Annotated in this window: 14 protein-coding genes; 7 read left to right on the top strand and 7 right to left on the bottom strand. The window is 70.4% G+C overall.

Annotated elements, in window-relative coordinates; all coding sequences use genetic code 11:
- Window positions 1-216: 216 nt before the first annotated feature.
- Window positions 217-1,773, bottom strand: a complete 1,557-nt coding sequence (locus AC07VX_RS23475; protein ID WP_493166958.1) for a peptide MFS transporter — start codon at window positions 1,771-1,773, stop codon at window positions 217-219.
- A gap of 129 nt (window positions 1,774-1,902) precedes the next feature.
- On the opposite strand from AC07VX_RS23475, the gene rfbF reads away from it, so the two are divergent.
- The 4 genes from rfbF to AC07VX_RS23495 are packed head-to-tail and all read left to right on the top strand — an operon-like array spanning window position 1,903 to window position 6,810.
- A complete protein-coding gene (gene rfbF, locus AC07VX_RS23480; protein ID WP_493166957.1) occupies window positions 1,903-2,682 on the top strand; it encodes a glucose-1-phosphate cytidylyltransferase in 780 nt (259 codons plus the stop codon).
- Window positions 2,667-3,728 (top strand): CDP-glucose 4,6-dehydratase, encoded by a 1,062-nt coding sequence (rfbG, locus tag AC07VX_RS23485; protein WP_493166956.1) that lies wholly within the window; start codon window positions 2,667-2,669, stop codon window positions 3,726-3,728. The genes rfbF and rfbG overlap by 16 nt, the downstream gene beginning before the upstream one ends.
- Entirely contained in the window at window positions 3,725-5,044 is a 1,320-nt protein-coding gene (rfbH, locus tag AC07VX_RS23490) for a lipopolysaccharide biosynthesis protein RfbH (protein ID WP_493166955.1), read from the top strand. Before rfbG ends, rfbH begins: the two co-directional genes overlap by 4 nt.
- Window positions 5,041-6,810 carry a thiamine pyrophosphate-binding protein gene (locus AC07VX_RS23495; RefSeq protein WP_493166954.1) on the top strand — a complete coding sequence of 590 codons (1,770 nt, stop codon included), beginning with the start codon at window positions 5,041-5,043 and terminating at the stop codon, window positions 6,808-6,810. Before rfbH ends, AC07VX_RS23495 begins: the two co-directional genes overlap by 4 nt.
- Before the next feature lie 4 nt (window positions 6,811-6,814).
- Here the strand turns inward: AC07VX_RS23495 and AC07VX_RS23500 are convergent, their stop codons facing one another.
- Genes AC07VX_RS23500 through AC07VX_RS23525 form a run of 6 tightly spaced genes read right to left on the bottom strand, consistent with a single transcriptional unit; the run spans window position 6,815 to window position 12,791 of the window.
- A complete protein-coding gene (locus AC07VX_RS23500) occupies window positions 6,815-7,993 on the bottom strand; it encodes a glycosyltransferase (protein WP_493166953.1) in 1,179 nt (392 codons plus the stop codon).
- Window positions 7,993-8,976 (bottom strand): glycosyltransferase family 2 protein, encoded by a 984-nt coding sequence (locus AC07VX_RS23505; RefSeq protein WP_493166952.1) that lies wholly within the window; start codon window positions 8,974-8,976, stop codon window positions 7,993-7,995. Before AC07VX_RS23505 ends, AC07VX_RS23500 begins: the two co-directional genes overlap by 1 nt.
- Window positions 8,973-10,331, bottom strand: coding sequence for a hypothetical protein (locus AC07VX_RS23510; protein ID WP_493166951.1), 1,359 nt, complete (start codon window positions 10,329-10,331; stop codon window positions 8,973-8,975). The genes AC07VX_RS23505 and AC07VX_RS23510 overlap by 4 nt, the downstream gene beginning before the upstream one ends.
- Entirely contained in the window at window positions 10,328-11,251 is a 924-nt protein-coding gene (locus AC07VX_RS23515; protein ID WP_495122028.1) for an NAD-dependent epimerase/dehydratase family protein, read from the bottom strand. The genes AC07VX_RS23510 and AC07VX_RS23515 overlap by 4 nt, the downstream gene beginning before the upstream one ends.
- The gene (locus tag AC07VX_RS23520; RefSeq protein WP_493166949.1) at window positions 11,251-11,796 is read right to left on the bottom strand and encodes a dTDP-4-dehydrorhamnose 3,5-epimerase family protein; all 546 of its coding nucleotides are present in this window, start codon (window positions 11,794-11,796) and stop codon (window positions 11,251-11,253) included. Before AC07VX_RS23520 ends, AC07VX_RS23515 begins: the two co-directional genes overlap by 1 nt.
- A complete protein-coding gene (locus tag AC07VX_RS23525) occupies window positions 11,793-12,791 on the bottom strand; it encodes a glycosyltransferase family 2 protein (RefSeq protein ID WP_493166948.1) in 999 nt (332 codons plus the stop codon). The genes AC07VX_RS23520 and AC07VX_RS23525 overlap by 4 nt, the downstream gene beginning before the upstream one ends.
- Window positions 12,792-12,982: 191 nt before the next feature.
- Here AC07VX_RS23525 and AC07VX_RS23530 point away from each other — a divergent pair, with 191 nt between their 5' ends.
- The 3 genes from AC07VX_RS23530 to AC07VX_RS23540 are packed head-to-tail and all read left to right on the top strand — an operon-like array spanning window position 12,983 to window position 15,942.
- Complete coding sequence (locus AC07VX_RS23530) at window positions 12,983-14,071, top strand: N-acetylneuraminate synthase family protein (protein WP_495122029.1); 1,089 nt, start codon at window positions 12,983-12,985, stop codon at window positions 14,069-14,071.
- On the top strand, window positions 14,068-15,096 hold the full coding sequence (locus AC07VX_RS23535) for an NAD-dependent epimerase/dehydratase family protein (protein ID WP_493166946.1): 1,029 nt from the start codon (window positions 14,068-14,070) through the stop codon (window positions 15,094-15,096). The genes AC07VX_RS23530 and AC07VX_RS23535 overlap by 4 nt, the downstream gene beginning before the upstream one ends.
- 6 nt (window positions 15,097-15,102) lie before the next feature.
- Entirely contained in the window at window positions 15,103-15,942 is an 840-nt protein-coding gene (locus tag AC07VX_RS23540; RefSeq protein WP_493166945.1) for a class I SAM-dependent methyltransferase, read from the top strand.
- Window positions 15,943-15,945: the final 3 nt, after the last annotated feature.

Below are 15,945 nucleotides of genomic sequence, written 5' to 3' on the forward strand. Positions count from 1 at the left end.
GCTCCGAATGCAAGCGGGCGACTGTAAGCACTTCACCCCCCGCGCCGTCACCCCGAACTTGAAAGCCCATTCAAGCTGCTGACATTCCTTGTCAACAGCCGCGACCCGTGCACAAAAAAGGGGCCGCCGGGCTGGAGCGCGGCGGCCCGTCGGTTACGCACGGGTTTCATGCCCCGCAGGCTGTCGGCCTGCAGGCCGGCAGCCCTGGGCCGGGTCTCAGTGAACGCCGTGCATCCACTTCTTCATCAACGGGCTCAGCAGCATCAGCACGACGCCGGCGCCGATCGGGATGGCCGTGAAGATCAGGAAGAACACCGACATCGAGTACTGGTTGGAGATGGCGTCGATGTAGGAACCGGTGGAGCCGGCGATCTTGTTGGCTATTGCCGTATTCAGGAACCACACGCCGAACATCAGGCCCAGCAGGCGGGTGGGCGCCAGCTTGGAGATGTAGGACAGGCCCACCGGCGACAGGCAGAGCTCGCCCATGGTGTGGAAGAGGTAGGCCACGCTCAGGTACATCATGCTGATCTGGGCCGTCTTGGCGCCCTGCGGGATGCCGGCCGAGCCGTAGGACAGCACGGCAAAGCCCAGGCCCAGCAGTACCAGGCCGACACCGAACTTGACCGGGCCGGACGGGTTCCAGTGCTTCTCCCACAGCTTGGAGAACATCGGCGCCAGCACGACGATGAAGAGGCTGTTCAGTACGCTGAACCAGGTGGCCGGCACCTCGCTCTGGTCCATCGCGAACTCGCGGCCCAGCATCCACAGGCTCAGGCCCCAGATGATGGCGAAGGCGACGGCCAGCGACACGTTGGCCATGACGTAGTTGCCGCCGGTGGAGCGGTAGAGCTTGAACAGCAGCCAGGACAGGATGGCTGCCGGGATCAGCGTCATCGCCGTGTTGACGACCTTGAACGCGAAGCCCGCGGTGCCGACCAGCGTGCGGTCGGTGTAGTCGGCCGCGAAGATGGTCATGGAGCCACCGGCCTGCTCGAAGGCGAACCAGAAGAAGATCGTGAAGAAGGAGAACACGACGATGGCCTTCAGGCGGTCGGCCACGACGTGCGCGGGCGTGTCGTCGAGCTTCTCCTCGACGGCCTTCTTCGCCGCGTCGACCTTGTCGCCGATGGCGCCGAACAGGCCCTGGCTCAGCCAGAACTGGATGGCGCCCAGGATCATGAACACGCCGGCCAGGCCGAAGCCCAGGTTCCAGGAGATCTTCTCGCCGATGTAGCCGCACAGCGAGATGCCGAAGAAGGCGCCCGCGTTCACGCCCATGTAGAACAGCGTGTAACCGCCGTCGCGCTGGCCTTCGTTGCCGGGGCCGTAGAGCTGGCCGACGATGGCCGAGATGTTGGGCTTGAACAGCCCCGTGCCCAGCACCACCAGGCCCAGGCCGGCGTAGAAGCTCGGCACCGTGTCCATGAAGAGGGCGACGTGGCCAGCCGCGATGATGAAGCCACCCAGCAGCACCGAGCGGCGCGTGCCCAGCAGGCGGTCGGCGATGTAGCCGCCCAGGATGGGCGTCAGGTAGACCAGGCCCGTGTACCAGCCGTAGAGGTTCGTCGCGTCGGCCCGGCTCCAGCCCCAGCCGCCCTTGCTGGCCTCGGTGACGAGGAAGAGCACGAGCAGCGCCCGCATGCCGTAGTAGGAGAAGCGCTCCCACATCTCGGTGAAGAAGAGCACGAACAGCTGGTTGGGCTGGCCGAGGATGGCGGCGCCGGTTTGCGGGGTCGCCGCTCGGCCCGGCATGGGGGCAGTGGTAGTCACGTTGATCGTTCCAGGTGAACCGGGGAGCGGGCGGTGGCCCGCGCGGAGGCCCGGAATTGTCCCGCCCGCAGGGCCATTTCCACGGTGGGTCGCCCCAGGGATTGCCCTGGGTCCGCCTAAACTCGTTCGATGACCAAAGCCGTGATCCTTGCCGGGGGACTGGGCACTCGCATCGCCGAGGAAACCCATCTGCGCCCCAAGCCCATGATCGAGATCGGTGGCCAGCCCATCCTGTGGCACATCATGAAGATCTATGCCGCCCACGGCATCCGGGACTTCATCGTCTGCTGCGGTTACAAGGGCTACGTCATCAAGGAGTACTTCGCCAACTACTTCCTGCACAGCTCCGACGTCACCTTCGACCTCGCCGAGAACCGCATGGAAGTGCACGAGCGCCACGCCGAGCCCTGGCGCGTGACGCTGGTGGACACCGGCCTGGACAGCGGCACCGGCGGGCGACTGAAGCGCGTGGCGGGCTATCTGAAGGGCGAGCGGGACTTCTGTTTCACCTATGGCGACGGCGTCGCCGATGTGGACGTGACCGCCCTGCTGGCCCAGCACCGCGCCAGCGGGCTGGCCGCGACGCTGACCGCCGCCGTGCCGCCGGCCCGCTTCGGCGCGCTGGACATCGACCCCGCCACGCAGCGAGTGCTGCGCTTTCGCGAGAAGCCGCAGGGCGAGGGGGGCGGTGTCAATGCCGGCTTCTTCGTCCTCAAGCCCGAGGTCATCGAGCTGATCCAGGGCGACGCGGACATCTGGGAGCAGGCACCGCTGGAAACGCTGGCCGCGCGCGGCCAGCTCGGCGTCTACGAACACCCGGGCTTCTGGCAGCCCATGGATACCGTGCGTGACCGCACTCATCTGGAACGGCTGTGGGCCGAGGGCCGCGCGCCATGGAAGCTGTGGTGAACGCGGCTTCCTGGGCCGGCCGGCGTGTCCTCGTCACCGGCCACACCGGCTTCAAGGGCGGCTGGCTGGCGCTGTGGCTCAAGCGGCTGGGCGCGCAGGTCAGCGGCTATGCGCTGGCGCCGGAGGCGGGCGGCTTCTACGAGTCCGTCGGCGTACGGCAGACGCTGCAGGCCGAATGGATCGCCGATGTGCGTGACCCCGCCGCGCTGCTCGAAGCCGTCATCACGGCGCAACCCGAGGTCGTCTTCCACCTGGCCGCACAGCCGCTGGTGCGAGCCTCCTATGCCGACCCGCTGGGCACCTTCGCCACCAACGTGATGGGCACGGCCAACCTGCTGGAGGCCGTGCGCCAGCAAAGCCGGGTGCCCGCCGTCGTCGCGGTGACCAGCGACAAGTGCTACCGCGATCTCGGCCCGCCCTGCCGCGAGACCGACGCGCTCGGTGGCCACGACCCCTACAGCGCCAGCAAGGCCGGTGCCGAGATCGTCGCGGCCAGCTACGCGGCGTCGTTCATGCTGCCGCTGGCCACGGCGCGGGCCGGCAACGTCATCGGCGGCGGCGACGTCAGCACCGACCGCCTCGTGCCCGATCTGCTGCGCGCCATCGATGCCGGCGCCCCGCTGCACCTGCGTCACCCCGATGCCGTGCGGCCCTGGCAGCACGTCATGGAGCCGCTGGCCGGCTACCTCGCGCTCGCCGAGCGGCTGCTGGACGACGCCCCCGGCTTCAGCGGCGCCTGGAACTTCGGCCCTGCCGACCTGCACGGCCAGCCCGTGCGCAATGTGGCCGAGCTGCTGCTGGCGCACGCTCGCGCCGACGGCACGACCACGCCCCCGCTGACCTTCGGCGACGGCAGCGGCGTGCACGAAGCCGGCGTGCTGCTGCTGGACTCCACCAAGGCCGCCGAGCGCCTGGGCTGGCAGGGACGCCTGCCGCTTTCCGCGGCGCTGCACCTCACCTGGCAATGGCACCGCGCCCACCGCGCGGGTGCGGACCTGCAGGCGCTGACCCTGCAGCAGATCGACTCCTACCTGGCTTTCCCATGACACCCGACCAACTCGCGCTGCGCCAGCAGATCCTGCAGCTCGTCGAGCAATACGCAGCGGCGGCGCCCGCACCCGGCGCCTTCAAGCCCGGCGACACCGTCATCCCGCCCTCCGGCAAGGTCGTCGGCGCACCGGAGATGAAGCTGATGGTCGAGGCCTCTCTCGACGCCTGGCTGACGACCGGCCGCTTCAACGCTGCCTTCGAGGCCCGCCTGGCGCAGGTGCTGGGCGTCAAGCATGTGCTGACGACCAACTCCGGTTCGTCGGCCAACCTGCTGGCTTTCTCGGCATTGACCTCACCACTTCTGGGCGAGCGTGCGATCAGGCCGGGCGACGAGGTCATCGGCGTGGCGGCGGGCTTCCCGACGACGGTCAACCCCATCCTGCAATGCGGCGCTGTGCCGGTGCTGGTGGACGTGCACCTTCCGACCTACAACATCGACGTCACCCAGCTCGAAGCCGCGATCACCCCGCGCACCAAGGCCATCATGCTGGCCCACACGCTGGGCAACCCCTACAACCTCGACGCCGTGACCCGGCTGTGCCGCCAGCACGGGCTGTGGCTGGTGGAGGACTGCTGCGACGCGCTGGGCTCCACCTACAACGGCCGGCTGGTCGGCAGCTTCGGCGACATCGCCACGCTGAGCTTCTACCCCGCCCACCACATCACGATGGGCGAAGGCGGCGCGGTGTTCATGAACGACGACACCCTTCGGCGCGCGGCTGAATCGCTGCGCGACTGGGGCCGCGACTGCTGGTGCGCGCCGGGCAAGGACAACACCTGCGGCAAGCGCTACTGCTGGAAGCTCGGCGCCCTGCCCGAAGGCTACGACCACAAGTACACCTACAGCCACCTGGGCTACAACCTCAAGATCACCGACATGCAGGCCGCCTGCGCGCTGGCGCAGCTGGACCGGCTGGACGGTTTCATCGCTGCGCGCCGCCGCAACTTCGCGCGGCTGCACGAACGGTTGCAGGGCTGCCAGGAATTCCTGCTGCTGCCCGAGGCCACCCCGGGCAGCGACCCGTCGTGGTTCGGCTTTCCCATCACCATCCGCCCCGAGGCCAACCTGCGCCGCGTCGACCTGCTGAACCATCTCGACGCCAAGCGCATAGGCACGCGGCTGCTGTTCGCCGGCAACCTGACCCGCCAGCCCTACATGCAGGGCCGCAACTTCCGCGTTGCCGGCCCGCTGACGAACACCGACATCGTCATGAACGACACCTTCTGGATCGGCCTGTACCCGGGGCTGTCCGACGACCAGCTGGACTACGCGGCCGACGAGATCGCCGGCTTCGTCGGAGGCGGGCTGTGAACGCTGCCGAGCGCATGGCCGGCTACCTGGCAGGCCGGGGGCTGGCACAGGTCTTCGCCGTCACCGGCGGCGGTGCGATGTTCCTCAACCAGGCCCTGGCCACCCAACCCGGCCTGACCTGCAGCTTCATGCATCACGAGCAGGCCTGCGCGATGGCGGCCGAGGGCTATGCCCGCATCGACGGCCGCCCGGCCATAGTCAACGTGACGACCGGCCCCGGCGGCCTGAATGCGCTGAACGGCGTGTTCGGCGCATTCACCGACTCCATCCCGATGCTGGTGCTGTCCGGCCAGGTCAAGCGCGCGACGGCGCTGGCGCACACGCCCGTGCCCGGCCTGCGCCAACTGGGCGACCAGGAGGTGCCGATCACCGCGATGGTGGGGCCCGTCGTCAAGCGCGCCTGGGCCATCGGCTCGCTGAACGAACTGGCCCGCGCGCTGCCCGAGGCGCTCGCCCTCGCCACCAGCGGTCGCCCCGGCCCGGTCTGGCTGGACATCCCGATCGACCTGCAGTCATCGACCGAGCCCTTCGATTTCGTCGAGCCGGCCGCACCGCCCGCTCCCGCAGCGCCGGACGTGGGCATCGCCCTGCAATGGCTGCGCGAAGCCAGGCGCCCGCTGATCCTCGGCGGCACCGGTGTTCGCCTGGCCGGCGCCGTCGACGAATTGCGCGACCTCGTCGAAGCCAGCGGCATCCCGCTGACGACGGCCTGGACCCACGACCTCATCGAGTCCGACCACCCCCTCTTTGCCGGTCGCCCCGGCACCATCGGCACACGCGCCGGCAACCTCTGCCTGCAGGCCGCCGACCTCGTCATCGTCATCGGCTCGCGGCTCAACATCCGCCAGGTCAGCTACAACTGGGGCAGCTTCGCCAAGGAGGCCCGCGTCGTGCAGGTCGACATCGACCCGGCCGAGTTCGACAAGCCCCTGGTCAAGCCCACGCTGACCATCACCTCCGACGCCAAGGCCTTCATCCAGGCCCTGCGCGCCGGCATCACGGCGCCGGCCTTCTCCCCTTGGGCCGCCTGGTGCCGCGACATCGCAACGCGCTATCCGGCCATGGAGCCCGGCAACACGAGCGCACCCGGCCTCATCAATCCCTACCGAGCCGTCGAGGCCCTGTTCGAAGCGCTGCCAAATGACGGCATCGTCGCCAGCGGCAACGCTTCGGCCTGCATCCTGCCCTTCCAGATCGGCCGGCTGAAACGGGACCAACGCCTCTTCAGCAACTCCGGCTCGGCCTCGATGGGCTACGACCTGCCCGCGGCACTGGGCGCGTCCATCGCGGCTCCGGGGCGCCGCATCGTCTGCCTGGCCGGCGACGGCAGCCTGCAGATGAATGTTCAGGAGTTGCAGACGCTCAAGACGCTGCAGCTCGACGTCGCCATCGTCGTGCTCGCCAACGACGGCTACCTGTCCATCCGCCTCAGCCACGAGAACTTCTTCGGCCGCGTCATCGGCGCCGACCACGCCTCGGGTGTGGACTGCCCGGACTACGTTGCGCTGGCCCGCGCCTACGGCATTAAGGCCGTGGACATCGCCAGGCCGGAAGACCTGGCCGGCCTGCCCGCGCTGATCCAGGGCAGCGGCCCGCTGCTGGTGCAGATCCATGTCGACCCGGCCCAGGGCTTCTCACCCAAGCTGAAGTCCCGCGTCGACGAGCAGGGCCGGTTCCTCACGCCGGAGCTCGACGACATGCATCCCTTCCTGCCACCGGACGAGCTGGCAACCGTCCGCGCCAGCGCCCTCGCGCTGGCACGCTGAGGCATCAGCGCCGCGGCCGGGCCGCGATGCCGTCCAGCGCTCGCCGCCAGGCCAGCAGGGCGGCCGCGGGCCGGAAGCGCTCGAGGAATGCGCGCGCAGCCGCACTGCGGCGCTGCGCCAGCTCTCCCCCCCCGGGCGCCAGGCGCTCGGCCAGCGCCGCGGCCAGCGCGGCGGGATCCTCCGGCGTCAGCCAGCCGCGCTCGCCGCCGCCCAGCATCTCGGCCGGCCCCGAAGGGCAGTCGTAGGCGACGACGGGAACGCCGAGATCGAACGCTTCGAGGATGACGGTCGGCCAGGCCTCGTAGAGCGAGGTCAGCACCAGCGCATCGGCGCGCTCCAGCAAGGGCAGCGGGTTGGGGTCGGCACCGAAGGCGTGCAGCCGGTCCCGCACGGGCGAAGCCGCCAGGGCAGCGCGCAAAGCCTCTCGCTCCGCGCCGTCGCCCACGAACACCCATTGCGCCGCCACGCCGGCCCGGTGCAGATGCTCGGCCGCGGCGAGGGCGTCTTCCCAGCGTTTCTGGCGCACGAGGCGGCCCAGGAACAGCAGCACCGGCTCGCCCCTGGCCTGCACGGCCTGGAACTGCTGCAGCTGCTGGCTGTGTGCGGCGAAGCTCGACGGCAGATAAGGGTTGGGCAGCGTGAGCCAGCCCGGCCGGGGCGCGCCCAGGCCGCGGCTCGTCGCCATGCTGGCCCGCGTCGAGTCGCTGACGAAGGCGAGATGGCGCAGACGCGGCATGAAGCGGTAGTACAGCAGGTTCTGCAGGCTGTCGCGCAGCCAGCCGCCGGTGGCCCCGAGGCGCTCGCGGCGGCGCCCGAGCGCGTCGTAGTGCACCCAGCCGATCACGGGCTTGCCCGCGCGCCAGCCGGCCCAGCTGGCGATCAGGCTCGTGGGTGGGCAGGTAGCGAGCAGCACGTCCGCATCGCGGGCCAGGCGGGTTGCCGCGCGGAACACGCTCAGTGCCTTGCGCAGCTTGGTGACGAGGGATTCGCCACGCCCGAGGGTGCGCGTGGGCCAGACGAAGCGCGGATCCGAGTCGGTCAGGCCGGTCTTGTCCGTCATGCACACCAGGCCGCGGCAGTCGAGGCCGGCGGCCGGGCCTGCATCCATCAGGTTGAGCGCGATGCGATGGGTGCCGCTCAACTCCAGGTTGTCGAAGAGCACGAGGACGCGCAGCGGCGGCATCAGGCGACATCGCGGCTGCGCAGGCGCGTCAGCCGACGGGTGAAGAGGATGGAGATGAGCTCCAGGCCCGCGCGCATGGGCAGATAGGTCCATTGCCAGGCCCTGGATACCGGGCGCCAGCCCGCGTCGAGCAGCGCCAGCTCCAGGTCCGCCCAGGGGATGCCGAGGCGAAAGAGCTGCTGCAGGAAAAGCCGCTCGCGACAGGGCTTGAGTCGGGAGTAGCGGCGCAGCAAGAAGCCGTCCAGGCCGGTCGAGCCCAGCAGCTCGCGGCGCTGCCTGAAGTCGTTGACGATGTAGCGGATCAACATCGAGGGATGCAGCGACGCGTTGGCACCGATGTAGTAGTGCAGCAGCGGCTCGGGGATGCGCGCGCAGGGCGCGTGCTGGCAGAAGCGCTGCCAGAAGGCGTGGTCCATGGTCGGGTACCAGCCGGCATCGAAGCCGCCCAGGTCCAGTGCCAGCTGGCGGTCCATCATCACGCCGGAGGCGAAGAACGGATTGCCCAGCAGGAAGTGGGCCGGCTGGATGCGGTAGGGCTTGAGCCGCGCCGGCAACGGCGCCCGGTCGCCTGGCATGCCCTCGTCGCGTTCGATGGCGGCGCCGGTGCCGACCAGGCGCAGGTCCGGATGGGCCTGGACCAGGTCCAGTGCTAGACGCAGGAAGCGCGGATTCATCCAGTCGTCGTCGTGCAGGATGACGACCCATCGGCCCCGGGCCAGCGCCAGGCAGCGGTTCCAGTTGCCCACCATGCCGAGGTTGCGCTCGTTGCAGACGTAGCGCAGGCGCGCATCGGGCAGGCCGGCGCACAGGACGGCCGCGGCCGTCGGCCCCGCGCCAGGGCGGTCCTCGTCCGGGTTCTCCAGCACCAGGACTTCCAGCCCCTCGACGCCCTGCTGGCCCAGCGCGCTATGCAGCGCCCGGCGCAGGAGATCGGCGCGCCGGAAGGTCGGGATGGCGATGCTGACCAGCGGCGTCTCATTCACACCCGCCTCCAGGCTGCTCTCATCAGTTCTCCGTAGCTGGTTTGGAAGGCGCGCAGGCATTCCAGCGGCCATTTCCAGTTGTTGTAGGCCGCCTGCACGAACAGCGGCACGGCGATGGCGCCGACCAGGCCGGCGGACGTGGCCGTCAGCACCCAGCTGGACAGCAGCACGATGGCCGCCCCGGACAGCAGGGCCGCCGGCACGAAGGGCACGCGGTTGTCGACCATCAGCAGCGTGGCGCTCATGCTGTGGTTGAGTTCGAGCAGGCCGGCCAGCAGCAGCAGCGCAAGCGGCAGCGCGGGCGGCAGCGCATCGGGCTTGCCGAGCCAGGCCAGCAGCGCGGGGCCGAGGCTCCAAAGGCCCAGGGCGACCACGGCGTAGCTGAGCCAGCCGATGGACAGGACACGCCCGACCAGGGCCCTGAAGGCCTGGGCCCGGTCCTGCGTCCGCCACAGGTAGAGCTGCGGCAGGCGTGCCATCAACGGCGCCTGGGCCAGCTGACCGATGGCGTCCAGCAACTGCATGGCCAGCGCGAGACGGCCCGCCGTCTGCAAGCCGAGCGCCGCCGAGACGATGGGCAGGTTGGCCTTGGCCACCAGATAGCCGCCCAGGCGGCCCAGCCACAGCGCCACGCTGCCTTGCAACAGCATGCGCAGGCGCCCGGCCGTGGGCCGCGCGGCGGGCGCCGGCAGCAGCCGGTCGGCCAGCCACATCGCCAGGCCAGGCCCGGCCCAGGCGCCTGCGATCTGGGCCAGCCCCAGCACCTCGAGCCGTGGCGCCACCAGCAGCCCCAGCGCCGCGATGAGGCCGAAGGCCAGACGCTGGGCCGTCAAGGCCCTGAACGCCAGATCGGCACGGCCGCCGCCCTGCAGCAGCGGCACCGCGACGAAGCAACGGCAGCCCAGCCACTGGCCCAGCGAGAACAGGGCCCAGGCCGCCATCAGCTGCACCGGGTCGCCCAGAGGCTTGCCCAACCAGGCCAGCCCTGCCGCACCGGCGCCGCCGACCAGCACCAGGTTGATCCAGGCCAGGCGCCGGTAGAGCCAGCGACCGCTGCCGGCCAGCTCCGCCATCAATGCAGCGTTGACAACGCCGCTGCCAGGCGCAGCCGCTTCGCCATGCGCGGGCAAGGCGCTCACGCCGCTGCGGGCATAGCTCAGGTAGCGCGTGACGGCCGGCTCCAGCGCCCCCTCGGCCATCGCGCCCAGCTGGCCCGCTGCCAGCATCAGGTACCACAGCGCCAGCTGTTCCAGCGACAGCCGCCAGAGCACCAGCGGCAGCAAAACGGCGCTCAGCGGCAGGCCCGCGAACTGGGCGGCATAGGCCCAGAAGGAGGCTCGATGCAGCCGCGTCATGGCGGCGAGGCCGCCGCGGCGTCGGCCAGCAGTGCGACGAGGCCGTCTTCCAGACTCACCTGCGGTGCCCAACCCGGCAGCGGCGCCAGCGCCCGCCAGGGCCGCATGATCTCGTTCTCGCGGTAGGGACGCGCGCCCCAGGCAACAGGCACGGGCTGCCCGCGCAGTGAAGCCAGCAGGGCCACGATCTCGCGCAGCGAGCGATCCGGCACGCCCGCCAGGCCATAGCGGGCATGGCCGCCCGCACCTGCCGTCAGCCCGGCCGCCACCAGCAGCGCCTCGACAAGGTCGCGCACATGCACCAGGCAAAGCCGCTGTTCACCGCCCGACAGCGCCAGCGGGGGCGCGTCCGGGCCGAGGCGCAACAGCAGGTTGAGCAGCTTGGGGCGCGGGTCGGCGGGACCGTAGGAGTCGAACAGGCGCAGCGACACCGCGGACAGCCCGAGCAGTTCGGCGTAGTAGTCGACGATGGCCTCGAAGGCCTGCTTGGTGGCGGCGTAGAGGTTGGCCGGATGCGGCTCGGCGCGGTCCGGCAGGCGGTACTGCCAGCTCGTGGCGGCGTTCACCAGCCGGCGTGTGCCCGCACGCGCCATGGCGTCCAGCAGCCGCGTGCCCAGCTTCAGATTGGTGTCCAGCAACTCGTCCACCTGGTCGGCGCGGTGCTCGGCCAGGAAAAGGGTCGCCAGGTGGAAGACGACGTCGGGCCGCACCGCCTGCAGCAGCGCGTCCCAGTCCGCCATCGCGGCGCCGGCACGGTGGAAATACACCCCGGCCCGGTCGGTGGGTGGATGCCGGCTGATCACGTGCACCTGCCAGCCGTCCCGGGCCAGCCTGGCCACCAGATGCGAACCCAGGAAGCCCGTCCCGCCGGTCACCAGGGCAACCGGCGCTTGCATGGACGTGGAGGCGGCTGGGGGCATCAGGCGAAAGGACTGTTGAACTCGGCCAGCGGCGGCAGGCCGAGATCGCGTGCCGACAAGGTGGGCGTCGCCTCGGGCCAGACCAGCGGCGTGGAATCCCAGCGCACGCCATGGTCAGTGGCCGGGTCGTGCGCGAATTCGGTCTTGTACCCCATCACCGCAAACTCGCTGAGCGCCAGGAAGGCGTGGGCGACGCCGGCCGCCACGTACAGCGCATCGCCCCGCTCGGCATCCAGCTCGAAGACCTCGACCTGACCATGGCGGGGCGAGCCGAGGCGCAGGTCCAGCAGTGCGTCGAACACCCGCCCCTGGACCGGATAGACCAGCTTGGCACCGGCGCGCGGCGGCGTGACGACATGGAAGCCGCGCAGTACGCCGCGGCGCGACACCGAGAAGAAGTCCTCCTCGAACCGCGTGCACAGCCCCTGGGCTGCCCACGACGGTGCATGAAAACTCTTCACGAAGCAGCCGCGCGCGTCACGATGCAGCGGCAGGTGCAGACGGAAGCAGCCGGGCAGGGAGACGGGCTCGAACATGTCACTCATGAAAACTCTGCAAGGACGGGATGCCCCGATTGCCGGGCGGCAAAGCGCTGCCGCCAGCGCCGGGTTTGCAGGGCCAGGCCCCGGCGCATCAAGGCCGCGCCGCCGGGCAGCGCCAGCAGCACCCGCAGCACCGGACCGCGCCAGCTCGACGGGTCCAGCCGGCTGGCCTGCCGGGCCCAGGCGCGCGCTGGACCGTTGTCGCCGGACCAGGGCCCGTGGTGCTGCACGCCCACCTCGACGGCCCAGGCGCGCAGATGGGCCGCGCGCTCCGCGGCCGCAAGCGCAAGGAAGTCTGCGTCTGCGGCGAGGCGCGCGTAAAGGCGGCAGGACGAGGCGTGCATGAGCTCGGAGGGCCGGCTCAGGCTGCCGGGCCTCACGGTGTACGCCACCAGCTCGCCGGGCACATAGCCCATGCGGTGCAGCGCCGTGAAACGCAGCCAGAACTCCAGATCCTCGCGGGCCCGGAATCCCTCATCGAAAAGCCCTGCCTCCAGCACCGCCGCGCGACTCAGCAGTGCCGCGTGCGGCGGGAACGGATGCCCCCTGAGCAACTGCCGGCGCAGCTCGGCCGCGCCGGCAGCGCTGAACAGGCCGGCCGGGGACTCGGCCGAGATACGGTTCAGACGCCGGCCCTGCAGCGTCACCAGATAACCGTCGGAATAGACGCCGCCCAGCTCGGGGTGGGCGCACAGGTGCGCGAGCTGACGCGACACCTTGCCGGGCAGCAGGCGGTCGTCCGCATCGAGGAACACCAGCAGGTCCCCGCGCGCGGCGCGGATGCCGGCGTTGCGCGCGGCGGCCAGGCCGCGGTTGTCCTGGCGCAGCACGATGACCCGGGGGCCGAGGCCCTGCAGACGCAGGGGCGTGTCGTCAGTGGAGCCGTCGTCAACGACGACCACTTCGAGGTCGTCGTGATCCTGCGCCAGCGCCGACGCGACGGCATCGCCCACGCACCAGCCCATGTTGAAGCAGGGGACGACGACACTGACTTTCATACCGGCTCGCGCTGGAGAAGACAAGGCTGCTGCTCGCGCTGAGGTTGCCAAAGCATGGGTGGGAAGGTGCACCATGGCTTGCTGCATGGCATGCGCGGAATTATGTCGGCCCGCACCGGCCGGTCGCGGCGATAGGATTCGAGCCCGCGTGCCGAGGGCACGCCGAGGCGAGAAAGTAGAGCATGACCGCGATGCAACGCGTTTTCAACGACCTGTTCGTTCTGGAGCTGGCCAACAACCACTGGGGCCGGGTCGACCGCGGCCTGGCCATCATCAATGCCTTCGCCCAGGTCGTGCGCTTCAACAACGTCCGTGCCGCCATCAAGCTGCAGTTCCGCGACGTCGACCACTTCATCTCGCCGAGCTTCAAGGGCCGCGAGGACCTGCGCTACGTCAAGAAGACGGAGGCGACCAAGCTCGGGAAGCACGAGTACGCGACGCTGATCAACGCCATCCGTGACCAGGGCTGCATCCCGATGGCGACCGCCTTCGACGAGGCCTCGGTGGATCTGTGCGAGGAGTTCGACCTGCCCATCATCAAGGTGGCCAGCTCCGACCTGAACGACTGGTTCCTGCTGGACCGCATCGCCAAGACGAGGAAGCCCGTCATCGTCTCGACGGGCGGATCCTCCGAGAAGGACCTGGACGACCTCGTCACCTTCTTCGCCAACCGCCACATTCCACTGTCGCTGAACCACTGCGTGTCGCTATACCCGTCGGAGGACGACGAGCTGGAGCTCAACCAGATCGACTACCTGCGCCAGCGCTACCCCGGCCTCGTGATCGGCTTCTCCACGCACGAGTACGGCGACTGGAGCAGCTCCATGCTGATGTCCTACGCCAAAGGCGCGCGCACCTGGGAGCGCCACATCGACATCGAGGCCGACGGCATCGCCGTGTCGCCCTACTGCTCGCTGCCGCACCAGATCGACGCCTGGTTCAAGGCCTATCACAAGGCCCGCGAGATGTGCGGCGCCAGCGGCCAGGCCAAGCGCATCCCGAGCAAGCGCGAGATCGAGTACCTGGACCAGCTGGTGCGCGGCGTCTACCTGAAGCGCGATCTGCCGGCCGGCTACGAGTTCCACCACAACAGCGTGGACCGCGACTTCTACCTCGCCATCCCGCTGCAGAAGGGCCAGCTGTCCTGCCGCGAGGTGATGAACGGCCAGCGCTCGGTGCGCGAACTCAAGGCCGACTCGGCGCTGATGATCGACGACCTGGACAGCCCCTACGCCAGCACGCCGGCGCTGCGCAACCTGATCTACAACCGCGGCCTGTGACGGACCTGGCGGCCTTCCTGGCCGACGACTTCGCCCGCATCGAGGCCCAGGCGCCCGGCCTCGACGCGCTGGATGGCCAGCGCCTGTTCATCAGCGGCGCGACGGGCTTCTTCGGCAGCAACCTGCTGGCCCTGCTGGCCCACCTGCAGGGCCGCGGCCTGCGCTTCGAGGTGGTCGGCCTGAGCCGCGACCCGCAACGCTTCCTCGCCGCCCAGCCCTGGGCCGCCCGCCTGCCCTGGCTGCGCCTCGCGCAGGGCGACGTGCGCACACCCTGGCCGGGCGATGGCAGCTTCGACCTGCTGCTGCACGCCGCGACCGACACCCACGCCAGTGCCCATGTCGATCCGCAGGCCGTCTTCGACGGTGTGCTGGCCGGCACGCGGCACGCGCTGGCCTTTGCCGCGGCGCATGGCGTGCGTCGCCTGCTGCTGACCGGCTCCGGCGCACAGTACGGCGCGCTGCCGCCCGAGCCCGTGGCCGAGGACGCACCGCTGGCCTGCGACCCGGCCCAGCCGGGCAGTGCCTACGGCGAGGCCAAGCGCGCATCGGAGCTGCTGGCCGTGCTGCATGGGCAGGCTCATGGCTGCACGCCCGTGCTGACACGCTGCTTCGCCTTCGTCGGCCCCGGGCTGGACCTGGACGGCCACTTCGCCATCGGCAACTTCATCCGCGATGCGCTGGCGGGCGGTCCGCTGCGGCTGAGTTCGGCGGGCCACGCCATGCGCAGCTATCTGTACGGCGCCGACCTGGCCTGGTGGCTGCTCGCGCTGCTGTTGAAGGCGCCCGGCGCCTGGCCCGTCAATGTCGGCGGCGCGCAGGGCCTGCGCGTCGTCGAGCTGGCGCGGCGCACCCGCGACCTGCTGGCCCCGGCGGCGGCCGTCCAGGTCGGCCCCGAGCAGCCAGGCGAGTCGCGCCGCTACTACCTGCCCAGGCTCGACCGCGCGGCGACGCTCGGGCTCGCGGCCTGGACGCCGCTGGACCTCGCCATCCAGCGCACGGCGCGCTGGCATTCGCTGCAGGCCTAGCCTTCCATGCCCCGTCTCGCCACCACCTGCATCTGCTGCGGCGCCGACCGGCTGGAACGCCAGAGCGCCGTGCTGATGCCCTTCGTCGCCCAGCGCGCCCTGGGCTGGGAGCCCTGCGAGATCACGCCCGACTGGGGCCTGCGCGACCTGCCGCTGGGCCATGCGCAAGCGCTGTGCACCAGCCTGCACTGCCCGGCCTGCGGATGCCTGTTCCTGGACATGCGCTTCGACGATGCCGAGATGGCGCGCCTCTACCGCGACTACCGCGGTGCCGACTACGAGTCCCAGCGCGAACGCTTCGAGCCCGGCTACACGGCGCGCAACCGCGCGCTGCTGGCCGGCGACGCCCACATCCCCGAGGTCGAGGCGTTTCTGAGGCCGCGGCTGCCAGCCCGGCCCGCCGTGCTGGACTGGGGCGGCGACACCGGCCAGAACACGCCGCTGCGCCGCGAGGCGCGGCTGCACCATGTGCTCGACATCTCCGGGCGGCCGCTGGTCGCGGGTGCCGTCGCCGTGGCGGCGCCGCAGGTAGCCTACGACCTCATCGTGCTGGCCCATGTGCTGGAACATGTGCCCGCGCCGGCCTCGCTGGTCAACGCCATCGTGCGGGCCATGGACGCGGGCACGGCGCTCTACGTCGAGCTGCCCTTCGAGGCCTTGATGCGCGAGGCCGAACAAGACCCGGCGGCCTGGCGGCGCAAGCGCCACTGGCATGAGCACATCAACTTCTTCAGCGCCGAGGGCCTGCGCCGCCTGCTGCAGGGCTGCGGCCTGGCCGTGCAGGCCGAGACCCGCCTGGCGCTGGGCACAGGCATGGCCATGGCCGTGCTGTGCCGCCGGGCCTGAAGG

This window comes from Roseateles sp. GW821-FHT03B02 (assembly GCF_059421025.1).

Excerpts from the sequence above, each read along its gene's own strand:
- rfbF (WP_493166957.1), top strand. The coding sequence starts at position 1,903 with ATGACCAAAGCCGTGATCCTTGCCGGGGGACTGGGCACTCGCATCGCC.
- rfbG (WP_493166956.1), top strand. The coding sequence starts at position 2,667 with ATGGAAGCTGTGGTGAACGCGGCTTCCTGGGCCGGCCGGCGTGTCCTC.
- rfbH (WP_493166955.1), top strand. The coding sequence starts at position 3,725 with ATGACACCCGACCAACTCGCGCTGCGCCAGCAGATCCTGCAGCTCGTC.
- AC07VX_RS23500 (WP_493166953.1), bottom strand. The coding sequence starts at position 7,993 with ATGCCGCCGCTGCGCGTCCTCGTGCTCTTCGACAACCTGGAGTTGAGC.
- AC07VX_RS23510 (WP_493166951.1), bottom strand. The coding sequence starts at position 10,331 with ATGACGCGGCTGCATCGAGCCTCCTTCTGGGCCTATGCCGCCCAGTTC.
- AC07VX_RS23515 (WP_495122028.1), bottom strand. The coding sequence starts at position 11,251 with ATGCCCCCAGCCGCCTCCACGTCCATGCAAGCGCCGGTTGCCCTGGTG.
- AC07VX_RS23520 (WP_493166949.1), bottom strand. The coding sequence starts at position 11,796 with ATGAGTGACATGTTCGAGCCCGTCTCCCTGCCCGGCTGCTTCCGTCTG.
- AC07VX_RS23525 (WP_493166948.1), bottom strand. The coding sequence starts at position 12,791 with ATGAAAGTCAGTGTCGTCGTCCCCTGCTTCAACATGGGCTGGTGCGTG.
- AC07VX_RS23530 (WP_495122029.1), top strand. The coding sequence starts at position 12,983 with ATGCAACGCGTTTTCAACGACCTGTTCGTTCTGGAGCTGGCCAACAAC.
- AC07VX_RS23540 (WP_493166945.1), top strand. The coding sequence starts at position 15,103 with ATGCCCCGTCTCGCCACCACCTGCATCTGCTGCGGCGCCGACCGGCTG.